Below are 20,474 nucleotides of genomic sequence, written 5' to 3'. Positions count from 1 at the left end.
GTAGCGCCCTCAGCCGGCGACCCGCGCGCGGTCCCGCCGGGTGGCGTCGTCCTCGGGGGTGTCGTAGGCGTAGCGGCCGTAGGTGCCGAGGCTGCGGACCGGGACGCGGTTGAGGACGATGCCGAGGACCCGCCCCCCGACCGACGCGAGGGTGTCGAGGGTCTGGGCGAGCTGGTCGCGGTCGACGAGGCCGGAGCCGGCCACGACGATCGCCCCGTCGGTGAGCTTCGCGAGGACCACCGCGTCGGTGACCGGCAGCGTCGGGGGAGCATCGACGATGACGTAGTCGAAGCGACCGGCGAGGTTCTGCAGGAGCGCACGCATCGCCGACGAACCGAGCAGCTCGGACGGGTTCGGGGGGATGCGTCCGGCGCCGAGCACCCACAGGTTGGTGCCGCCGTAGGGCTGGATGACGTCGATGACGTCGGCGCGGTCGATGAGGGCGTCGGTGAGCCCCACCGCACCTTCGAGGCCCATGTACTCGAGGACCTTCGGGCGGCGCAGGTCGGCCTCGATGAGGCAGACCCGGGCCCCGGCCTGGGCCATCGTCAGGGCGAGGTTGGCCGTCATCGTGCTCTTGCCCTCGCCCGCGAGAGAGGAGGTGACGACGATCGTGCGGGGGTGGTTGGCGACGTCGACGAACTGGAGGTTGGTCCGCAGCGACCGGAAGGCCTCGGCCCGCGGGGAACGCGGGTCGACCTCGACGATCAGCGGTCGCTTGCTCGTCTCGGGGTCGTGCGCGATGGCCCCCAGGATCGGTGCCTCGGTGACGCGCTTGACGTCGTCGGTGGTCTTGACCCCGCGGTCGAGCATCTCGCGCAGGACCGCGGCCCCGAGGCCGAGGAGGAGCCCGAGGACGACTCCGAGGGCGATGTTGCGGACCGGGTTGGGGCTGACCGGCGCCGTCGGGACGCTGGGCGACTGGACGACCGTCACCTTGACGGGACTGCTCTTGGCGCCCTCGGGGCTCTCGAGCTCGGTGACCGCGGACGGGAACTCGGTGGCGATGGCCTTCCCGATCGCCTCGGCCCGGGAGGGGTCGGCATCGCGGACCGCGACCTGGATGAGGACGGTGTCGGGTGGCGTCGTGGCCGTGACCTGCCGCGCGATGGCGTCGGAGGAGCCGCCCACCTCCTGAGCCACGGGCTCGAGGATGCGGGGCGTCGTGAGGAGCTGCGTGTACGACTTCACGCGCTGCTGCGTGAAGGTGCTGCCCTGGAGGAGCGAGACGCTGTCCTCGGACCCCGTGGTGGAGACGAAGAACTGCGAGGTCGACTCGTAGACCTTCGTCGAGGCGAGGGTCGCGGCGGCCGCGAGCATCACGGTCGTGAGGACGACGAGGGCGATCAGCCGCCAGCGCTTGCGCACGACGAGCAGGTAGTCCTGGAGTTCCACGGTGCGTCCTCAGAGGTTCGGCGCCGACGGCCGCTGCCCCCGGTCGGACGAATGATAGCCGCGTCGCCGCAGGTCGGCATCGTGGCGCGGGCGGGTACGGTCGGCCGGTCTTCGTCGAACGCGTTGTGACTGGAGGGACTCTCGGGAATGCTGGGACCCATGGACCGCCGGAGCCTTCTCACCGCGGGGCTGGTGGCGTTCCTCGTCGTCGACCTCGTCCTCGTCGTGCTCGCACTGCGCTCCGTCGCCGTTCCCGCCTCCGGCACGCCTGCCCCGTCCGGCGGCTCCGAGAGCCGGACGGTCGAGCCGTCGCAGACCCCGAGCCGTCGCCCGACGCCGTCCCCGTCGACCGAGACGACCGAGGCGTCGCGTCCTGCGGTCGCCCCCGCCGTGCGCGTCATCGCGGGGGTGGACGGCGCCGTCGTCTGGGCCCTCGACGTCGGACGCTGCGGCGACCCGGGCGCGGTGCACGTCAGCACCGACGGCGGTCGGCGGTGGTCGACGGAGACGGCCCCGGGCGGCCTGACCCGCCTGCGGCCCGCCGACGCCGAGCGGGCGTTCGCCGTCGGCGGCGACGACGACTGCGCCTTCCGGCTCTGGGACACCGCGGACTCCGCCGCGTCCTGGTCCGAGCCGCGCTCCGCGGCCACGGCCTGGGGTCGGGACCCGGAGGACCCGACGCTCGTCCACGTCCCGGGGGGTGAGACCGGGACCCCGTGCCGCAGGTCCGCCGAGGTCCTCGACCTCGCCGGTCTGGGCAATGGTGTGGCGTCGGTGGCCTGCTCGGACGGGACCCTGCGCTCGACCGACGACGGCGGCGCCTCGTGGCGCACCGCCGGCTCGGTCGACGGTCTGGCCGCCCTGGCCCTGACCGGCCCCGGGGTCGGCGCGCTCGCCGCGCTCGACGACGGGTGCGACGGGGTGCGCGTGCTCGTGGTGGCCGACGGCGAGATCGGTGACGGTCAGTGCGTGGGGGACGAACGGCCCCGGGCCGGCCGGGTCGGTCTCTCGCTGGACGCCGAGGGCGCCTGGCTGGTCGCCGGGGACTCGGTGCTGCGCGCGGGCACGACCGACCTCGCCACCGCTGACTTCGCCGTGACGGGGCAGTGGCCGCGGGACTGACCCCCTGCCGTCGGACCGGTCCCCGGATGGTGGACTGGTGGGCATGATCGTCGCCTCCGTCAACGTCAACGGCATCCGGGCCGCGCACCGCCGTGGCGGCGTCGACTGGCTCGCCACGAGCGGGGCCGAGGTCCTCACGCTCCAGGAGGTGCGGGCCGACGACGACCAGCTGCGGGCGGCCCTCGCCGGGACGCCGCTCGCCGCGTGGGAGGTCGCGCACAGCCCGTCGAGCGCGAAGGGGCGCGCGGGCGTGGCCGTGCTCTCGCGGCACCCGGTCAAAGAGGTGCGCACCGACGTCGGCAAGGAGTTCGACGGGGCGGGGCGCTGGGTCGAGGCGGACGTCGTCGTCGGCGGCGAGGTCGTCACCGTGGCGTCGGCCTACGTCCACACCGGGCAGGCCGGCACCCCGCGCCAGGACGAGAAGTACCGCTTCCTCGAGGCCGTCGGCACCCGCGTCGAGGGCTGGGCCGCCGACGGGCGCCTGGCCGTGCTGACCGGCGACCTCAACGTCGCCCACACCGCGGACGACCTCAAGAACTGGAAGGGCAACCGCGGCAAGGCCGGCTTCCTCCCCGACGAGCAGGCGCACCTGACACGGTGGGCGCAGGAGCACGGGCTCGTCGACGTCACCCGCCGCCTCCACGGGCCCGGCCCCGGGCCGTACACGTGGTGGTCGTGGCGCGGGCAGGCCTTCGACAACGACGCCGGGTGGCGCATCGACTACCAGCTGGCCACCGCGCCCCTGGCCGAGCGCGCGGTCGCCGCGTCGGTCGGTCGCGCGGCGACGTACGCCGAGCGCTGGAGCGACCACGCGGCCGTGCTCGTCGAGTACGCCATCTGACCTCCGGCCCGTCGACCGGAGCGGGCGCTCAGGCCAGCCGGTCGAGCGCCTCGCGCACCTCGGCGAGCACCTCGGGCCGGGCCACGACGAGGTCGGGCAGCCACGGGTTCTCGCGGTTGTAGACCAGGGGCGAGCCGTCGACGCGCGTCGGCGCGAGACCGTGGCCGAGGGCCACGGCCACCGGTGCGGCGGAGTCCCACTCGTACTGGCCGCCCGCGTGGACGTAGGCGTCGACCGTGCCGTCGACGACGGCCATCGCCTTGACGCCGGCCGAGCCCATCCCGACGAGCTCGGCGCCGAGGGACTCGGCGAGCGCGACGACGAAGGCCGGCGGGCGGCTGCGGCTCACCGCGAGCCGCACCGGGCCGTCGGGGCGCGCCGGCAGCTCGGCGGGGCGGTCCATACGGTGCACGACCCCGCGCGCGGGGATGCCGACGGCGCCCGCGACGAGCTCGCCGTCCTGCCAGAGGGCGACGTGCACGGCCCAGTCGTCGCGCGGGCGCTCGGAGAACTCCCGGGTGCCGTCGAGCGGGTCGACGATCCAGACGCGCGACGCGGCGAGGCGCACCGGGTCGTCGGCGCCCTCCTCGCTGAGGACGGCGTCGTCGGGGCGCAGCTCGTGCAGCAGGCGGACCATCAGCTCGTGCGAGCGGCGGTCGCCGAGGTCCTTGAGCTCCTGGCCCTCGAGGTCGGCGTGCTCCGCGCGCAGGGCGAGGAGGAGCTCGCCCGCCTGCTCGGCGACGTGGGCGGCGACGTCGTGGTCGTCACGGTCGGGGTGCTCGGCGGTGGTCACCGGGTGCTCTTCTCGTCGGAGGGGTGGTCGGGACGGCCCGGGGGTGGGTCGTCCCCGGGCAGGGGAGAGGTCTGGATGTCGGGGCTGCTCGACCCGGAGCCGCGGAAGGCGGGCATCCCGTGACCGACGCGCAGCAGCGCCCACGCGAGCGGGCCGAGGACGAGCAGGGCCGCACCGGCGGCGCCGACGCCCTGCGGCGGGACGCGCAGCAGGCTGAGGCCGGTCAGCGTGAGGACGATGACGATGCCGCGGCGCACCGCCTGCGACGGGACGCGGGCGGCCAGGCGCGCCCCGACGAACGTGCCGGGGGCGCCGCCGACGACGAGGGGGACGAGGACGGACCAGTCGACGCCCGTGACGACGACGTGCCCGATGGCCGCGGCGATGACGAGCGGCACGGCCTGGACGAGGTCGGTGCCGACGAGCCGCTTGACGGACATGCCGGGGTTGAGCAGGAGCAGCGAGATCATGATGATCGAGCCCGACCCGACGCTCGTCAGGCCGACGAGGAACCCGCCGACGGCGCCGACGATGATCGTCGGCACCAGCTTGGCCGTGCGGCCGGAGTCGCTGCGTCCGCCCCAGTCCAGGAACGTCGTGCCGTAGACCCGCGCCGTGTACGTGGCCGCGGTGAACAGCAGCGTGACGCCGATGGCCAGCCGCAGCGTCTCCTGGGCCTCCTCGCCGGAGCCGAGCTGCCCGACGAGCCAGGCCCCGACGAGGGCGCTCGGGACCGAGCCCACGACGAGCATCCCGGCCAGGCGCAGGTCGGGGGAGCCCTGCCGGGTGTGGACCGCGGCCCCGATCGACTTGTTGATGGCGGCCGCGACGAGGTCGTTGGCGACCGCGGCGGTCGGCGGGATGCCGAGGAAGACGAGCGCCGGCGTCATGAGGGCGCCACCGCCCATCCCCGTCAGGCCGACGACCACGCCGACGCCGAGGGCGACGACGAGGACGGCCAGGGCGTCGGTGGTGAACAGGGCGTCAAGCACGGTGGCTCCCCTCGGAGGGACGCAGGAGGGCGAGGACCTGCTCCGCGCACTCCTGCACCTCCCGGCCGGTGGTGTCGAGCCGCAGGTCGGGCTCGGCTGGAACGTCGTACGGGGCGGAGATGCCGGTGAAGTCCGGGATGTCGCCCCGGCGGGCGGCGGCGTACAGGCCCTTGCGGTCGCGGCGCTCGCACTCCTCGATCGGGGTCGAGACGTGGACGAGGACGAAGCGCCCGCCGCGCTCGCGGACGCGCTCCGCGACCTGGCGGCGCACCTCGTCCTCGGGGGCGATCGGGCTGCAGACGGCGAGGCCGCCGTGGTGCGCGACCTCGGCGGCGACCCAGCCGATGCGCAGGACGTTGGTGCGGCGGTCGGCCGCGCTGAAGCCGAGGCCGGCGGTCAGGCTGCGCCGGACGACGTCGCCGTCGAGGAGGGTGAGCGCGCGACCGTCCTCGACCAGGTGGGTCGCGACGGCCCGGGCGACGGTGGACTTGCCGGACCCGGAGAAGCCGGTGAGGAAGAGGACGACGCCGCCGTGGCCGTCGGGGTCCTCGGAGGGGCCGGAACGGTCGTCGCCGTGGGCCGCGTCCGCGGGGGTGGCCCCGGGCGCGTCGTCGACGCCGAGGGTCGCGAGCAGCCGGCGGCGGCGGTCCGCGTCACCGGGGGGCAGGGGGAGGACCAGCACCCGGGAGCGGTCGCCCGTCGCGGCGACGGCCGCCCGGACGGTGTCGACCGCGTCGGCCGGCCCGTCGAGCGAGGTCGAGACGAGGGCGAGGACGACGGCGCCGTCCGGGACGGTGGCGGGGACGTCGGCCGGGCCCGCGACCAGCACGACCTCGGTGTGCGACAGGTCGGTCGGCGCGTCGGGGTGCAGCGCTTCGAAGGGGCGGCTCGAGGGCCACCCGAGCCAGTGCGGCTCGCCGAGGACGACGCCGTCGCCGGCCGGCTCGAGGGTCTCCAGCCGCACGACGGGGACGCCCTCGGGGTCGACGACGACCAGCCCGCCGGCGGCCAGCGCGGCGTCCCGGACCTCGTCGGGGACGGGCAGGGGACGGAGCCGGGCATCGCTGCCGTACAGGCCCCGACGCAGGAGGACGAGGTCGTCGAGGTCGGCCCGCGGGGGGCAGATCGTCGGCAGCGCGGCGGTCACCGGGACAGTCTGCCCCGAGGGAGGTGTCCGACGTGCAGGATCCGCCCACGGCGGACAGGGGCCCGCGGGTAGGGTCGGCCGGGTGCCCGTGACGGAAGGTTCCCCACCCGTGCAGACCCATGCCGACTACCGGCTGTCCCAGCTCGACGAGCTCGAGTCCGAGTCCATCCACATCTTCCGCGAGGTCGTCGCGGAACTCGAGCGCCCCGTGCTCATGTTCTCGGGCGGCAAGGACTCGATCGTCATGCTCCGGCTGGCGGAGAAGGCCTTCTACCCGGCGCGGCTGCCGTTCCCGCTGCTTCAGGTCGACACCGGCCTGGACTTCCCCGAGGTGCTGGCCACCCGCGACAGCTGGGTCGAGCGGCTCGGCGCGCAGATGATCGTCGCCTCGGTCGACGACGCGATCGCGAAGGGCGTCGTCGTCGACGACGGTCGCACCAGCCGCAACCGCCTGCAGACCGGCACGCTCCTCGACGCCATCGAGTCCTACGGCTTCACCGCGGCGTTCGGCGGCGGCCGGCGCGACGAGGAGAAGGCCCGCGCCAAGGAGCGCGTGTACTCGCACCGCGACGAGTTCGGGCAGTGGGACCCCAAGAACCAGCGCCCCGAGCTGTGGTCGCTCTACAACGGCCGCCTGCACGCCGGCGAGCACATGCGGATCTTCCCGCTGTCGAACTGGACCGAGCTCGACATCTGGCACTACCTGCAGCAGGAGGAGGTCGAGATCCCCTCGATCTACTTCGCGCACCGGCGCCGCGTCTTCGAGCGCGACGGGATGCTCCTCAGCGAGCACCCGGCCAACCCCTGCCGTGACGGCGAGGTCGTCACGGAGCGCACCGTCCGGTTCCGCACCGTCGGCGACCTCAGCCTCACCGGCTGCGTCGAGAGCGAGGCGAGCACGCTCGCCGAGATCGTCGAGGAGGTGTCGGTCGCCCGCGTCACCGAGCGCGGCGCCACCCGCGGCGACGACCGGTTCTCGGAGGCCGCCATGGAGGACCGCAAGAAGGAGGGCTACTTCTGATGGACCTGCTCAGGTTCGCCACCGCCGGCTCCGTCGACGACGGCAAGTCGACCCTCATCGGTCGCCTGCTGCTCGACTCCAAGGCCATCTTCGAGGACCAGCTCGAGGCCGTCGAGGCCACGTCGAAGACCAAGGGCTTCGACTACACCGACCTCGCGCTGCTCACCGACGGCCTGCGCTCCGAGCGCGAGCAGGGCATCACGATCGACGTCGCCTACCGCTACTTCGCCACCCCGCAGCGGAAGTTCATCATCGCGGACACCCCGGGGCACGTGCAGTACACGCGCAACATGGTGACCGGCGCCTCGACCGCCGACCTCGGCCTCGTGCTCGTCGACGCCCGCCAGGGCCTGACCGAGCAGTCGCGCCGGCACGCGGTCATCCTCTCGCTGCTGCGGGTCCCGCACCTCGTCCTCGCGGTCAACAAGATGGACCTCGTCGACTGGGACGAGGAGACCTTCAACCGCATCCGCCAGGAGTTCGTGCAGTTCGCGCAGCGGCTCAACGTGCCCGACCTCGCGGTCATCCCGATCTCGGCGCTCCAGGGCGACAACGTCGTGACTCGCAGCGAGAACATGCCGTGGTTCGAGGGCTCCTCGCTCATGCACCACCTCGAGAACGTGCACATCGCCTCGGACCGTGACCTGCGCGACGTCCGGTTCCCGGTGCAGTACGTCGTGCGCCCGAAGTCCGACGACCACCACGACTACCGCGGCTACGCGGGCCGGGTGGCCAGCGGCGTCCTCAAGCCGGGTGACGAGGTGCTCGTCCTGCCGAGCGGGCTGACGAGCCGCATCGCCGGGATCGACCTGTACGACAAGGAGGTCGACGAGGCCTTCCCGCCGATGTCCGTGGTGGTCCGGCTCGAGGACGACCTCGACGTCTCGCGCGGCGACATGATCTGCCGCGTCCGCAACGCGCCCGAGCCCACCCAGGACGTCGACGCGATGGTCTGCTGGATGACCCGCGAGCCGCTGCGCCCCGGCCAGAAGCTGGCCATCAAGCACACGACGCGGTCGGCGCGGGCGCTCGTCAAGGACGTGCAGTACCGCCTCGACATCAACACGCTGCACCGCGACCAGGAGGCGGGTGAGCTCGGGCTCAACGAGATCGGGCGCATCCGGCTGCGGACGACCCAGCAGCTGTTCGTCGACCCGTACGAGCAGAACCGCACGACGGGCTCGTTCATCCTCATCGACGAGGCCACCGGCTCGACCGTCGGCGCGGGGATGACGAACTAGGGCCCACCACGCACGCGAGGGCGCCCCACGGTCGTGGGGCGCCCTCCGTCGTGTCCGGCGTCGTGGGGTGTCGGTCGCCCCGGGGACGTCAGGCGTCGCGCGCGGCCGGCCCCCCGGCGGTGACGGTGAAGCACACGGGCTCCGTCCACCCGCGGGCCCCGAACGCCGCGCGCACGGCGGTGACGGCGTCGTCGGCCGCGTCGACCGGGACGAGGGCGATGGACGAGCCGCCGAAGCCGCCGCCGGTCATCCGCGCCCCGAGGGCGCCGGCCCCCTCGGCCGCCTCGACGGCGACGTCGAGCTCGTCGCAGCTGACCTCGTAGTCGTGGCGCAGCGACGCGTGCGAGGTGGCGAAGAGGCGGCCGACCTCGTCGAGGTCACCGGCCCGCAGGGCCGCGACGGTCCCGCGCACCCGCTCGATCTCGGTGACGACGTGGCGCGTGCGCTTGCGGAGCTCGTCGGTGGACAGGCGGGCCAGGGCCGCGTCGAGCCCGGCCGGGTCGACCTCGCGCAGGGTGTCGACCCCGAGCTCGGCCGCCGCGGCCTCGCAGGCCCGCCGGCGCTTCTCGTACTGGCCGTCGTTGAGCGCGTGCGCGGCCCGGGTGTCGGTGACGAGCAGGACCATCCCGGCGGCCTCGAGGTCGAAGGGCACGTGCTCGGTCGAGCCGTCGCGGCAGTCGAGCAGCAGCGCGGAGCCGGGGCGGCAGAGCAGGGCGGCCGACTGGTCCATCCCGCCGGTGGCGGCGCCGGCCACCTCGTTCTCGGCGCGGACGCAGGCGGTGGCGAGGCGGGCCCGGGCGGCGTCGTCGCCGAGGAGGTCGAGGCCGAAGAGGTCGCTCGCCGCGGCGCCGACGGCGCACTCCAGCGCGGCCGAGCTCGACAGGCCGGCGCCGAGCGGCACCTCGCTCGTGACCGTGACGTCCATCCCGCGGACGGCGTGGCCGGCCTCGCGCAGGGCCCAGAGGACGCCCGCGACGTACGCCGCCCAGCCGTCGGGGGAGCCCGGCCCGACCGTGCCCAGGTCGACCTCGACGGTCTCTCCGGTCTGCACCGAGTGCACCCGCAGGAGGTCGTCGGCGCGGGCCGACGCCGCGGCGGTCGTGCGCTGCGGCAGCGCGATCGGCAGGGCGAGGCCACCGTTGTAGTCGGTGTGCTCACCGATGAGGTTGACCCGTCCCGGAGCCGACCAGACGCCCTCCGGCGCCGAGCCGTGGACGTCGCGGTGGGTGGTGGCGGCACTGGTCATGCGGGTGAGTCTAGGGAGGAGGGGCAGGGCACAATGGGGGCCATGCCCACCCAGCCCCCCTCCGATGCCGCACGCCCCCGGATCCTCTCCGGGATGCAGCCGACGAGCGACTCGCTCCACCTCGGCAACTACCTCGGGGCGCTCGTCAACTGGGTGGGGCTGCAGGACGACTTCGACGCCTACTACTTCGTCGCGGACCTCCACGCGCTGACCGTCCCGACCGACCCCGAGGTGCTGCGCCGCCGCACCCGCACCACCGCCGCGCAGTTCATCGCCGGCGGGGTCGACCCGGAGCGCTCGGCCGTCTTCTGCCAGAGCCACGTCACCGCGCACGCCGAGCTCGGCTGGGTCATGAACTGCCTGACCGCCTTCGGCGAGGCCAGCCGGATGACGCAGTTCAAGGACAAGACCGCCAAGGGGCAGAACGCCAACGTCGGGCTGTTCACCTACCCGATGCTCATGGCCGCCGACATCCTCATGTACGACGCCGCGTTCGTGCCGGTCGGCGAGGACCAGCGCCAGCACCTCGAGATCACCCGTGACCTCGCGGAGCGCTTCAACACCCGCTTCGGCGACACGCTCGTCGTCCCCGAGCCGTACATCGTCAAGGGCTCCGCGAAGATCCAGGACCTCCAGGACCCGACGGCGAAGATGAGCAAGACCGGCTCGTCGGCCAAGGGGCTCATCGACCTCATGGAGGACCCGGCGCGGATCGCGAAGAACATCCGCTCGGCCGTGACCGACACCGAGGCCGAGGTCCGCTACGACCCGGAGCACAAGCCGGGTGTCTCGAACCTGCTCGTCATCCACTCGGTCCTGTCCGGGACGCCGGTCGAGGAGGTCGCCGCGTCGTTCGCCGGTCGTGGCTACGGCGACCTCAAGAAGGAGGTCGCCGACGTCGTCGTCGCGGCGCTCACCCCCTTCCAGGAGCGGATGCGCGAGCTGCTCGACGACCCCGCCGAGCTCGACCGCATCCTCGCCCGCGGCGCCGAGCGCGCCGCGGTCGTCGCCGCCGCGACGATGACCCGCGTCCGCGACGCCGTCGGCCTGCTGCCGGCCGCGCGCTGAGGCCGGCTCGTGCCCGTCCACGGTGTCGCCGTCACCATCCCGGAGCCGTGGGGTGAGCAGCTGCAGTCCGCCCGAGCGGGGTTCGGCGACCCGATGGCCGACGCCATCCCGCCGCACGTCACCCTGCTGCCGCCCACGGCCGTGCCCCCGGAGCACCACGCGGCGTTCGTCGCGCACCTCGAGGACGTGTGCCGTGCGGTGCAGCCGTTCGAGGTGGTGCTCTCCGGCACCGGGACCTTCCGGCCGGTCTCGCCCGTCGTGTTCGTGCAGGTGTCCAAGGGCATCGGCTCGTGCGAGCAGCTGGAGCGCGCCGTGCGCGGTGGGCCCGTCGAGCGGACGCTGGACTTCCCGTACCATCCGCACGTGACGATCGCCCACCACCTCGACGACGCCTCGCTCGACCGGGCCTTCGAGGGGCTCGCCGGTTTCCGGTGCTCCTTCACCGTCGCGAGCATCGAGCTCTACCACCACGACCCGGACGGCGTCTGGCGCGTCATCCGGTCGATCCCGCTCGGCGGCTGACCGGTCGGTCGGCCGCGGTCAGGCGGCGCGGCGGGAGCCGGGGGTGCGGCTGCGCCGGCGGATCTCGACGGCGTTCTCGTAGTGGCTGACGAGCTCGGCGGTGACGCCGGCCCAGGTGCGCCCCTCGACGGACGCGCGCCCGGCCCGTCCCATCCGCTCGCGCAGCGGTGCGTCGGCGACGAGGGAGGCGACGGCGGCGGCGAGGTCGGCGGGTCGGTCGGGGTCGGCGAGCAGCCCGGTGCGCCCGTGGTCGACGAGGTCGAGCGGCCCGCCGCGCGCGGGGGCGACCACCGGCAGGCCGCTCGCGTGCGCCTCCTGCAGGGTCTGGCCGAAGGTCTCGCGGGTGCCCGTGTGCACGAAGACGTCGAGCAGCGCGTAGGCGTCGGCCAGCGCCTCGCCCGAGCGGGCCCCGAGGAAGACGGGCGGGCGGACGGCGCGACCCGGCGCGCTCGCGACCGCCTCGGCCAGCAGCGTCTCGGTCCGCGCGCGGTCGGGGCCGTCGCCGACGACGACCAGGCGCGTCCCGGGGACCCGCGCGACGGCGGCGAGCCGGTCGAGCTCCTTCTCGGGCGCCAGCCGGCCCACGTACCCGACGAGCACCTCGCCGTCGGGCGCCAGCTCGCGCCGCGCTGCCGTGACCGCGGCGCGCCGGCCCGGGTGGAAGAGCCGGGCGTCCACGCCGCGCCCCCACCGGGCGGTGCGCGGCACCCCGTGCGCGGCGAGCTCGGACATCGTCTGCCGTGACGGGGCGAGCGTGAGGTCGGCCAGCCCGTGGACGCGCCGCACCCAGCGCCAGGCGGCCTGCGAGGCACCGGCCCCGACCGGTCCGGGCGCGTGCTGCGCGAGGTAGCTCGGCATGTCGGTCTGGTAGACCGCGACCGACGGGATGCCGAGCCGCGCCGTCTCGCGCAGCGCCCGGGCACCGAGGACGAACGGCGAGGCGACGTGGACGACGTCGGGCGCGACCTCCTCGAGGACGTCGCGCACGGCGCCTGACGGCAGCCCGGTCGGGAAGGCGCGGACCGGCAGCGACGGGACGGCGTGCACCGGCACGCCGGCGTGCTCGGCCGGCGCGGGCCGCGGGCAGACGACCGAGACGCGGTGGCCCTGCGCGGCGAGGCACTCGACGACCCGGCAGACCGAGGTCGTGACGCCGTTGAGCGTCGGGAGGAAGGACTCGGTGACGACGACGATGCGCACGACCCCCAGCGTCCGCCGCCCGGGCGACGGGCCGGCGACGGGCGGGTTCGTGTCCGGTGACCGTCGGGTGACGGGATAGCCTCGGCGCCATGGATGGGATCCCCGGGTTCTGGGCCGTCGTCCCCGCGGGAGGGGCCGGGACCCGGCTCTGGCCGCTGAGCCGCGCCGGCCACCCGAAGTTCCTGCTCGACCTGACCGGCGGCGGGCGCTCGCTGCTCCAGGCGACCCTCGACCGCCTCGCCCCGCTGACCGGTGACCGCTCGGTCGTCGTCACGGGCGCCGCGCACGCCGACGCCGTCCGCGCGCAGCTGCCCGACCTGCCCGCCGGTCGGGTCCTCGCCGAGCCGGCGCCGCGCGACTCGATGGCCGCCATCGGCCTCGCCGCCGCCGTCGTCGAGCGCACCGACCCCGACGCCGTCATCGGCTCCTTCGCCGCCGACCACGTCATCCCGGACGCCGACGCCTTCCGGGCCGCCGTGCGCGAGGCCGTCGACGTCGCCCGCGAGGGCCACCTCGTGACGCTGGGGGTCGAGCCGACCCACCCCGCCACCGGGTTCGGCTACATCCGCGCCGGCGCGCCGCTCGAGGGCTTCCCGACCGCGCTGCACGCCGTCGAGTTCGTCGAGAAGCCGGATGCCGACCGCGCCCGTGCCTACGTCGACTCCGGTGAGTTCCGGTGGAACGCAGGGATGTTCGTCGTCCGCGCGTCGGTCCTGCTCGACCTCCTCGCGCAGTGGCACCCCGACCTCGCCGCGGGCCTGCGCGAGGTCGCGGCCGAGCCCGACCGCCTCGACGAGGTGTGGCCGGGGCTGACGCGGATCGCCATCGACCACGCCGTGGCCGAGCCGGCCGCCGCGGCCGGCCGGGTCGTCGTCGTGCCGGCGCCGTTCGGCTGGGACGACGTGGGCGACTTCGCGAGCCTGTCGGGGCTTCTCCCGGTGCAGGACGGCACGGCGGTGCTCGGCGACCGCGCCGAGGTCACCGTCCTCGACGGCTCGGGCGTCGTCGTGCCCGGCAGCGGCCGGCGGGTCGCCGTCGTGGGCCTCGACGACGTCGTCGTCGTCGACACCCCCGACGCGCTGCTCGTGACGACGCGGGCCCGGGCCCAGGAGGTCAAGGCGGTCGTCGACGCACTGCGGGCGCAGGGCCGCACCGACCTGCTCTGACCTCGGTCGTCACCCGTTCGGCCGACCCGGGGCCCGGACCCCTACCGCCCGTCGCCACCCGTGGATAGGGTGCGCTCCGGCGCGGCCGCCTGGGGGCGGTCGCGCCACCGAGCCCGCACCCCGCGAGGGGTGCCCACCGAGGGGGAGTCCCATGTCGTCGTCCGTCCCACCGTCCGGCCCGCTCCGCGGCCCCGAGCGGTCCTTCGGCCTGCCCGCGCACGAGACCTTCGACGGTCAGCCCGCGGAGGCCGGCGCACCGTCCGAGCCGGTCGTCACCGAGCAGCCCGGCCCGCGCCGGGGCCTCGGCCGCGGCCTCGCGATCGGCGGGGTCGCCGCGCTCGTCGCCGTCGGGGGAGCCGGCGCCTGGGCCTGGACGGCCCTCGGCGGGGGCGGCGACCGCCCGGCCGACGTCCTGCCCGGCACGACCTTCGCCTACGCCGCCGTCGACCTCGACCCGGGGGCCGGGCAGAAGGTCGAGGCGCTGCGCACGCTCTCGAAGTTCCCGGGCCTGACCTCGAAGGGCGTCTCGGAGAAGTCCGACCTGGGGACCACGCTCACCGACCTCGTCCTCTCCGACGACGAGTGCGCCAACCTCGACCCCGCCCGCGACGTCACGCCGTGGCTCGGGCAGCGCGCCGCGGTCGCCGGCGTCACGATCGGGGAGGACTCCGTGCCGGTCGGCGTCGTCCAGGTGTCCGACGACGAGGCCGCGGGCCGCGGGATGCTCAAGCTCCTCGCCTGCGCCGAGAACGACGACGCGGCGAAGACCGACGGGCTGACGCCCACCTGGGTCGTCCGCGACGGCTGGGCCTACGTGGCGAAGGACGCCGACACGGCGACCCGCGTCGCCGACGCCGCCGCGAAGACGACGCTCGCCGGCTCTCGCGACTTCACCGAGTGGACCGGCGCCGTCGGCGACCAGGGCCTCGTGACCATGTACCTCGCGCCCAAGCCCGGCAGCCAGATCCGCTCGCTCGTCGAGTCGCTCGACCTCGGCGAGGACCTGGGTGGGCTAGACGCCGCCACCGCGCAGTACGACGAGTTCACCGGTGGCGCGATGACGCTCCGCTTCGCCGGCGGCGGCCTCGAGCTCGAGGGCGCGAGCGGTGTCGACGGCGCGACCCGCGCGATGCTCGGCACCGGTGCGGGGGCCTCGATGGCCGCCCTGCCGGACGACACCCTCGCGGCCTTCGCGGTGAGCCCGGGCACCGGGTGGTTCGAGTCGCAGGCGGCGCAGATGTCGGCCCAGTCCGGCATGGACGTCGAGGAGCTCTACTCCACCATCGAGATGGCGACCGGCCTCGACGCGCCCGGTGACCTCGAGACGCTCTTCGGCACGAGCACGGTCCTCTCGCTCGGTGGCGGTTTCGACCCGGCGACGCTCGACACCGCCGGACCGGCCGCCCTTCCGGTCGCGGCGAAGGTGACCGGCGACCCCACCGGCATCCAGGACGTGCTCTCGCGGCTGGGGGCGCTCGACCCGAGCATCGGCGAGCTCCTCGCGACGACGCAGGCGGGCCACGACACCGTCGTCGTCGGGCCGAACGCCGACTACCGCACGAGCGTCGCCACGGGCGGCCGGCTGGGCTCGCAGGAGGCCTTCCGCTCGGTCGTCCCGCACGCCGACACCGCGGTCGCCGCGTTCTACCTCGACGTCGACGGGCGCGACAACTGGCTCGCGAAGCTCGCCGAGAGCGACCCCGAGGCCGCGAAGAACCTCGAGCCGCTCGCCGCGGTCGGGATGTCGGTGTGGCCCGAGGGCGACACGCTGCACACCCGCCTGCGCGTCACGACCGACTGACCCGGTCCGAGCGCACGACCGCACGACCCCGTCCGGCAGCCGCCGGGCGGGGTCGCGTGCGTCAGGCGACGTCGCGCCGGTCGTAGGCGAGCGCCCCGGCGGCCGCGAGGCCCGCCCCGAGGAGGGTCATGACCACCGCGGCGAGGGCGGCGAACTCGCCGCCGGGCAGCTGGCCGAGGTGGGCGAAGGGGGAGGCGTCGACGAGCCAGCCGGGCAGGTCCATCGTCGGGCCGAGCTCGCCGACGACGAAGCCGACGAGGAGCAGGCCCCAGGCCAGGGGCGCCGTCCGGGGTCGCGCCCCGACGAGGAGGGCCGCGACGCCCACGAGCACCCAGACCGCCGGCAGCGTCGACACGAACGCGCCGAGCGCCGCCCAGAACCCCGGCGCCGTGCTGCTGGCGCGGGCCCCGACGAGCCCGACGGTCGCGCCGACGACGACGAGGAAGAGCGTCGTCGCGAGGACCGCGACGAGGACGTGCGCGGCGTACCAGCGCAGCCGGCTGGTGCCCGTCGAGAGCACCGACTCGCCGATCCCCGAGCGCTCGGCCGCGCCGAGGCGCAGGACGAGGGCCACCCCGGCCGCGGCGACGGCGACCGCGAGGAAGCGGGTCTCGCTCGCGAGGTAGACGTCCTCGATGGTGCCCGCGGACCCCCCGAGCGCCTCGAGGAAGCGGGCCATCGCGGGGTTGGCCGTGAGGTCGCCGACCGCGCCGAGCAGCGAGCCGAGCACGACGCCGCCGACGAGCATCCCGACGACCCACCCGACGACGGTGCCGGTGGCGAGCCGGGCGACGAGCGCGACCGGCCCCGAGAGGCGACGCGCGGCGCGGGCCGGGCCGAGGCGCGGCGGCAGCACGCCGGCGCCGAGGTCGCGACGCCCGAGCACCGCCAGACCGGCCGCGACGCCGACGACGAGCACGCCGAGCCCGAGCAGGAGGACCCAGGCGCGGTCGCGGCCGTAGGGCTCGACGCGGCCGGACCACCCGAGCGGCGAGAGCCAGCCGAGCGCGTGGACGACCCCGCCGTCGACGGAGTCCGCGGCGGCGCGCAGCACGAACGCGGCGCCGAGCGCGCCGAAGGCCAGGCCTCCCGCGCCCCGGGTGGTCGACGCCAGCTGCACGGCGGTGGCCGTGATGCCGACCCACGCGAGACCCGCTGTCGCCCAGGCGACCCCGAAGGCCAGCGACCCGGCGGGGTCCATCCCCAGGGCGACGAGGCCGAGGGCGGACAGGCCGCTGGCCGCGACGACGCCGAGCAGGGCGACGACGACGGCCGCCGCGAGCGGAGCCCACCGCCCGACCGCGCCGGCGCCGACGAGCTCGAGGCGGCCCTCCTCCTCCTCGGTGCGCGTGTGCCGGCGCACGAGGACGACGGCGAGCACGGCGACGAGGACGGCGCCCATCATCACGGTCTTGAAGACGGCGAGGGCGTCGGCGTCGGCCGCACTGATCGGGCCGTACATCGCGACGACGGCGGGGTTGCCGACGACGTCGGCGAGGCCCGCGACCGCGGAGGCGTCGTCGGGGAAGAGGGCGAGCGTCGCCTGCGCCGACCCGACCGACAGCAGGACCAGGCCGAGGACGCTGGCCGGCAGGATGACGCGGTCGCGGCGCAGGGCCAGCCGCAGGAGCCGGTCGAGCCCGGCGAGCCGGGTGCTCACGCCGGCACCTCCTCCGGGTGCGGGTCGGCCCGGTAGCGGGCGAGGAAGAGCTCCTCGAGGGTCGGTGGCCGGCAGGTCAGCCCCGTGACCCCGCGCGGGGCGAGGGCGGCGACGAGGGCGTCGAGGTGGTCGGGGTCGACCGTCAGCCGCAGCGACGTGCCCTCGACGACGACGTCGTGGGTGCCGGGCCAGCGCCCGACCTCCGCGGCCGTCGGCGCGTCGCGCAGCTCGGCCTCGACGGAGGTCCGGGTCAGGTGGCGCAGCTCGGCGAGGGTGCCGGCGTCGACGACCCGCCCGGCGCGCACGATGCTCACCCGCTCGCACGCGCGCTCGACCTCGCTGAGGACGTGGCTCGAGAGCAGCACGGTCCCCCCGCGCTCGCGCAGCCCCTCGAGCTCGTGCTGGAAGACCTGCTCCATCAACGGGTCGAGGCCGGCGGTGGGCTCGTCGAGCACGAGGAGGGGGGCGTCGCTCGCGAGGGCCGCGACGAGCGCCACCTTCTGGCGGTTGCCCTTGCTGTAGGCCTTGCCCTTCTTCGTCTCGTCGAGCTCGAAGGCGCTGACGAGCCGGCGCCGCCGGTCCTCGTCGAGGCCGCCGCGCAGCCGCCCGAGGAGGTCGATGGTCTCGCCGCCGGTCAGTGTCGGCCAGAGCACGACGTCACCGGGGACGTAGGCCAGGCGGCGGTGCAGGTCGGTGCTGTCGCGCCACGGGTCGCGGCCCAGCACCTCGACCCGTCCGCCGTCGGCCCGCAGCAGCCCGAGGAGGATGCGCAGCGTCGTCGACTTGCCCGAGCCGTTGGGCCCGAGGAAGCCGTGGACCTCGCCCTCGCGCACGGTGAGGTCGAGGCCGTCGAGAGCGGTGGTGCGGCCGAAGGACTTCCGGAGGCCGGTGACGGCGATGGCGGTGGTCACCTCGACCACGCTACCCCGGTTTCAGAAGTATGTGAATGTTGTAATGTTCCACGCATGGCGACCCCCGACCCCTCCGCTGCGGCCCCGCCGGACGCCGCGCTCGTGGAGGCCGCACTCCCGGACGCCGCGGTCGCCGAGCGCATCGGCGCGACGCTCGCCGAGCTGGGGATGCAGCTGCAGCCCGCCCGCGTCTTCGCGGCCCTCCTCGCCACCGAGGACGGCCGGCTGACCTCCGCCCAGCTCGTCGCGCTGCTCGGCATCAGCCCCGCGGCGGTCTCGGGCGCCGTCCGCTTCCTCACGCAGGTCCGGATGGTCCGCCGCGAGCGCGAGCGGGGCGGCCGCCGCGACGTCTACGTCGTCCAGGACGACGCGTGGCACGACGTCATGGTGCAGAAGGAGAGCGTCTACGGGCCGCTCGTCCTCGCCCTCGCCGCCGGCCGCGACGCCGTCGGTGCGGGCACGCGCGCGGGGGAGCGCCTCCAGCTCTCGGTCGAGTTCCTCGAGTTCGTCATGGCGGAGATGGAGCAGATGGCCGAGCGCTGGGAGCGGCACAAGGCCGGTCGGGCGGCCGTCCGCGGCTGACCGCGCGCCGCCGCGTCCCGGAGGGCGGGACCGACACGGCGGTTCGGCGGGTTCGGGCCGGGCGGGGTGCCGCGCGGCGGTACAGTCGGTCCTCTGATGAACGACGATGCCCTCCTCGCCGCCCTCGGCGAACGCATCACCTCGCTGGCACCCGAGCTCATCGCCCTGCGGCGGGACCTCCACGCCCACCCCGAGCTGTCCCGCGAGGAGACGCGCACGACCCAGTCCGTGGCGCGACGGCTCGACGCCGCCGGCGTCGCCGTCCGGCTGCTCCCGGGCACCGGCGTCCTCGCCGACCTCGGGGCGCCCGAGCCCGTGCACCGCATCGCGCTGCGCGCCGACATGGACGCCCTGCCGGTCCGCGAGCGCTCCGGGCTGGAGTGGAGCTCGCGCACGGAGGGCGTCTGCCACGCCTGCGGCCACGACGTGCACACCGCCGCCCTCGTCGGCGCGGTGCTCGCGCTGCACGAAGTCGAGGACGCGCTGACCGACCGCGGCATCGCGGTCCGGGCGGTCTTCCAGGCCGCCGAGGAGGTCATGCCCGGCGGCGCGCTCGACGCGATCACCGCCGGCGCGCTCGAGGGCGTCGACTCGGTCTTCGCCGTCCACTGCGACCCCAGCATCGACGTGGGCCAGGTGGGCCTGCGCGAGGGTGCGCTCACCGCCGCCGCCGACCAGGTGCACATCACGCTGCACGGGCGGGGTGGCCACACCTCGCGCCCGCAGCTGACCGAGGACCTCGTCTTCGCGCTCGCCAAGGTCATCACCGACGTGCCGGCCGTGCTCGGCCGCCGCCTCGACCCGCGCACCGGCGCCGCCCTCGTCTGGGGCAGCGTGCAGGCCGGCCGGGTCGCCAACGTCATCCCGTCCTCGGGGGAGTGCCGCGGCACGCTGCGGATGCTCGACGCCGAGTCCTGGCACAGCGTCGGGCCGCTGCTCGAGGAGATCGTCCACGGCGTCGTCCAGCCCTACGGCGTGCAGGCCAAGGTCGAGCGGGTCAAGGGGGTGCCCCCGGTCGTCAACACCGCGGACGGCATCTCGGCCCTGCGGCGCGGCGCGCTCGCGGGTCGGCTGACCCCGGTGCCGACCGCGCAGTCGCTCGGCGGCGAGGACTTCGCGTGGTACCTCGACCACTGCGCCGGCGCGATGGCGCGCCTGGGCACCCGCACGCCGGGCGGCCCCACGTACGACCTGCACCAGGGCGACCTCGTCGTCGACGAGCGGGCCGTCGCCCTCGGGGCGCGGCTGCTCGCGACCGCCGCGGTGGTCCGTGGGCTCGACGCGCGCCGCCAGGACATGAAGGAGGAGTCGTGACCGCTGCTGCCGAGGTCGACTGGGAGGCGCTGCGCGTCGAGGCGGTCCGGATGACCACCCTCGCGTACTGCCCCTACAGCGAGTTCCCCGTCGGCGTCGCCGGCTGGGTCGACGACGGCCGGATGGTCTCCGGCTGCAACGTCGAGAACGCCGGCTACGGCGTCACGCTCTGCGCCGAGTGCGGCATGGTCTCGACCCTGCACGCCACGGGCGGCGGCAAGCTGACCGCCGTCTGGTGCGTCGACGGCCGCGGCGACACCCTCATGCCGTGCGGCCGCTGCCGACAGCTGCTGTGGGAGAACGGGACCGCGAGCACGCTGCTGCAGACGCCCGAGGGCATCCACACCCTCGAGCAGGTGCTGCCGCAGGCCTTCGGCCCGGACGACCTGGCGACCCGCCGCCCCTGACCGTCGACGGTCCACCGGACCCGCGCGGGTCGGCAGATCTCGACG

19 protein-coding genes are annotated in these 20,474 nt (G+C 75.2%); 11 read left to right on the top strand and 8 right to left on the bottom strand.

From position 1 onward, the window contains the following. Positions 1–9: 9 nt before the first annotated feature. Positions 10–1,395 (bottom strand): tyrosine-protein kinase domain-containing protein, encoded by a 1,386-nt coding sequence (locus HL663_RS17990; RefSeq protein ID WP_173029654.1) that lies wholly within the window; start codon positions 1,393–1,395, stop codon positions 10–12. A 159-nt stretch (positions 1,396–1,554) separates the two neighbouring features. Here HL663_RS17990 and HL663_RS17985 point away from each other — a divergent pair, with 159 nt between their 5' ends. Both HL663_RS17985 and HL663_RS17980 read left to right on the top strand, forming a co-directional pair. Then, the gene (locus HL663_RS17985; protein ID WP_173029653.1) at positions 1,555–2,517 is read left to right on the top strand and encodes a WD40/YVTN/BNR-like repeat-containing protein; all 963 of its coding nucleotides are present in this window, start codon (positions 1,555–1,557) and stop codon (positions 2,515–2,517) included. 43 nt (positions 2,518–2,560) lie between these two features. Next, entirely contained in the window at positions 2,561–3,358 is a 798-nt protein-coding gene (locus HL663_RS17980; protein WP_173029651.1) for an exodeoxyribonuclease III, read from the top strand. A 28-nt stretch (positions 3,359–3,386) separates the two neighbouring features. Here HL663_RS17980 and HL663_RS17975 read toward each other — a convergent pair whose 3' ends face one another. The 3 genes from HL663_RS17975 to cysC are packed head-to-tail and all read right to left on the bottom strand — an operon-like array spanning position 3,387 to position 6,290. Further along, positions 3,387–4,151: a 3'(2'),5'-bisphosphate nucleotidase CysQ gene (locus tag HL663_RS17975; protein WP_173029650.1), complete on the bottom strand. Its 765-nt coding sequence runs from the start codon at positions 4,149–4,151 to the stop codon at positions 3,387–3,389. Beyond that, entirely contained in the window at positions 4,148–5,143 is a 996-nt protein-coding gene (locus HL663_RS17970) for a sulfite exporter TauE/SafE family protein (RefSeq protein WP_216842625.1), read from the bottom strand. The genes HL663_RS17975 and HL663_RS17970 overlap by 4 nt, the downstream gene beginning before the upstream one ends. Continuing rightward, positions 5,136–6,290, bottom strand: coding sequence for an adenylyl-sulfate kinase (gene cysC, locus HL663_RS19265; protein WP_216842624.1), 1,155 nt, complete (start codon positions 6,288–6,290; stop codon positions 5,136–5,138). Before cysC ends, HL663_RS17970 begins: the two co-directional genes overlap by 8 nt. Positions 6,291–6,399: 109 nt before the next feature. Here cysC and cysD point away from each other — a divergent pair, with 109 nt between their 5' ends. After that, complete coding sequence (cysD, locus tag HL663_RS17960; RefSeq protein ID WP_173029649.1) at positions 6,400–7,311, top strand: sulfate adenylyltransferase subunit CysD; 912 nt, start codon at positions 6,400–6,402, stop codon at positions 7,309–7,311. Continuing rightward, positions 7,311–8,552 (top strand): sulfate adenylyltransferase subunit 1, encoded by a 1,242-nt coding sequence (locus tag HL663_RS17955; protein ID WP_173029647.1) that lies wholly within the window; start codon positions 7,311–7,313, stop codon positions 8,550–8,552. Before cysD ends, HL663_RS17955 begins: the two co-directional genes overlap by 1 nt. 88 nt (positions 8,553–8,640) lie before the next feature. On the opposite strand, the gene galK is transcribed toward HL663_RS17955, so the two are convergent. Next, a complete protein-coding gene (gene galK / locus HL663_RS17950; protein ID WP_173029646.1) occupies positions 8,641–9,798 on the bottom strand; it encodes a galactokinase in 1,158 nt (385 codons plus the stop codon). A 33-nt stretch (positions 9,799–9,831) separates the two neighbouring features. Here galK and trpS point away from each other — a divergent pair, with 33 nt between their 5' ends. Beyond that, on the top strand, positions 9,832–10,866 hold the full coding sequence (gene trpS / locus HL663_RS17945; protein ID WP_173029644.1) for a tryptophan--tRNA ligase: 1,035 nt from the start codon (positions 9,832–9,834) through the stop codon (positions 10,864–10,866). Between the two features lie 9 nt (positions 10,867–10,875). Next, a complete protein-coding gene (locus HL663_RS17940; RefSeq protein ID WP_173029642.1) occupies positions 10,876–11,388 on the top strand; it encodes a 2'-5' RNA ligase family protein in 513 nt (170 codons plus the stop codon). An 18-nt stretch (positions 11,389–11,406) separates the two neighbouring features. Here the strand turns inward: HL663_RS17940 and HL663_RS17935 are convergent, their stop codons facing one another. Next, complete coding sequence (locus HL663_RS17935) at positions 11,407–12,588, bottom strand: glycosyltransferase family 4 protein (RefSeq protein ID WP_216842623.1); 1,182 nt, start codon at positions 12,586–12,588, stop codon at positions 11,407–11,409. Between the two features lie 89 nt (positions 12,589–12,677). Between HL663_RS17935 and HL663_RS17930 the strand changes: the two genes are divergently transcribed. After that, positions 12,678–13,754, top strand: a complete 1,077-nt coding sequence (locus HL663_RS17930) for a mannose-1-phosphate guanylyltransferase (protein WP_173029641.1) — start codon at positions 12,678–12,680, stop codon at positions 13,752–13,754. A 151-nt stretch (positions 13,755–13,905) separates the two neighbouring features. Further along, positions 13,906–15,555 carry a hypothetical protein gene (locus tag HL663_RS17925; RefSeq protein WP_173029639.1) on the top strand — a complete coding sequence of 550 codons (1,650 nt, stop codon included), beginning with the start codon at positions 13,906–13,908 and terminating at the stop codon, positions 15,553–15,555. Between the two features lie 61 nt (positions 15,556–15,616). Here HL663_RS17925 and HL663_RS17920 read toward each other — a convergent pair whose 3' ends face one another. Together HL663_RS17920 and HL663_RS17915 are read right to left on the bottom strand one after the other, a co-directional pair. After that, entirely contained in the window at positions 15,617–17,215 is a 1,599-nt protein-coding gene (locus HL663_RS17920) for an ABC transporter permease (RefSeq protein ID WP_173029638.1), read from the bottom strand. After that, entirely contained in the window at positions 17,212–18,126 is a 915-nt protein-coding gene (locus HL663_RS17915) for an ABC transporter ATP-binding protein (RefSeq protein WP_173029636.1), read from the bottom strand. Before HL663_RS17915 ends, HL663_RS17920 begins: the two co-directional genes overlap by 4 nt. A 54-nt stretch (positions 18,127–18,180) precedes the next feature. On the opposite strand from HL663_RS17915, the gene HL663_RS17910 reads away from it, so the two are divergent. The 3 genes from HL663_RS17910 to HL663_RS19260 all read left to right on the top strand — a co-directional run bounded on the left by HL663_RS17910 (position 18,181) and on the right by HL663_RS19260 (position 20,429). Further along, entirely contained in the window at positions 18,181–18,708 is a 528-nt protein-coding gene (locus HL663_RS17910) for a GbsR/MarR family transcriptional regulator (RefSeq protein WP_173029635.1), read from the top strand. Positions 18,709–18,804: 96 nt separating this feature from the next. Next, positions 18,805–20,022, top strand: a complete 1,218-nt coding sequence (locus HL663_RS17905; protein WP_216842622.1) for an amidohydrolase — start codon at positions 18,805–18,807, stop codon at positions 20,020–20,022. Between the two features lie 50 nt (positions 20,023–20,072). Further along, the gene (locus HL663_RS19260; RefSeq protein ID WP_216842777.1) at positions 20,073–20,429 is read left to right on the top strand and encodes a cytidine deaminase; all 357 of its coding nucleotides are present in this window, start codon (positions 20,073–20,075) and stop codon (positions 20,427–20,429) included. Positions 20,430–20,474 lie beyond the last annotated feature (45 nt).

Source organism: Arthrobacter sp. NEB 688 (assembly GCF_013201035.1).
Taxonomy (GTDB): Bacteria; Actinomycetota; Actinomycetes; order Actinomycetales; family Dermatophilaceae; genus Phycicoccus.
This window is presented reverse-complemented; position numbering and strand designations above follow the sequence as displayed.

What these genes read in the sequence shown, in the direction of transcription:
- HL663_RS17985 (WP_173029653.1), top strand. Translation starts at nt 1,555, where the DNA reads ATGGACCGCCGGAGCCTTCTCACCGCGGGGCTGGTGGCGTTCCTCGTC.
- HL663_RS17980 (WP_173029651.1), top strand. Translation starts at nt 2,561, where the DNA reads ATGATCGTCGCCTCCGTCAACGTCAACGGCATCCGGGCCGCGCACCGC.
- HL663_RS17955 (WP_173029647.1), top strand. Translation starts at nt 7,311, where the DNA reads ATGGACCTGCTCAGGTTCGCCACCGCCGGCTCCGTCGACGACGGCAAG.
- galK (WP_173029646.1), bottom strand. Translation starts at nt 9,798, where the DNA reads ATGACCAGTGCCGCCACCACCCACCGCGACGTCCACGGCTCGGCGCCG.
- trpS (WP_173029644.1), top strand. Translation starts at nt 9,832, where the DNA reads ATGGGGGCCATGCCCACCCAGCCCCCCTCCGATGCCGCACGCCCCCGG.
- HL663_RS17930 (WP_173029641.1), top strand. Translation starts at nt 12,678, where the DNA reads ATGGATGGGATCCCCGGGTTCTGGGCCGTCGTCCCCGCGGGAGGGGCC.
- HL663_RS17925 (WP_173029639.1), top strand. Translation starts at nt 13,906, where the DNA reads ATGTCGTCGTCCGTCCCACCGTCCGGCCCGCTCCGCGGCCCCGAGCGG.
- HL663_RS17910 (WP_173029635.1), top strand. Translation starts at nt 18,181, where the DNA reads ATGGCGACCCCCGACCCCTCCGCTGCGGCCCCGCCGGACGCCGCGCTC.
- HL663_RS17905 (WP_216842622.1), top strand. Translation starts at nt 18,805, where the DNA reads ATGAACGACGATGCCCTCCTCGCCGCCCTCGGCGAACGCATCACCTCG.
- HL663_RS19260 (WP_216842777.1), top strand. Translation starts at nt 20,073, where the DNA reads ATGACCACCCTCGCGTACTGCCCCTACAGCGAGTTCCCCGTCGGCGTC.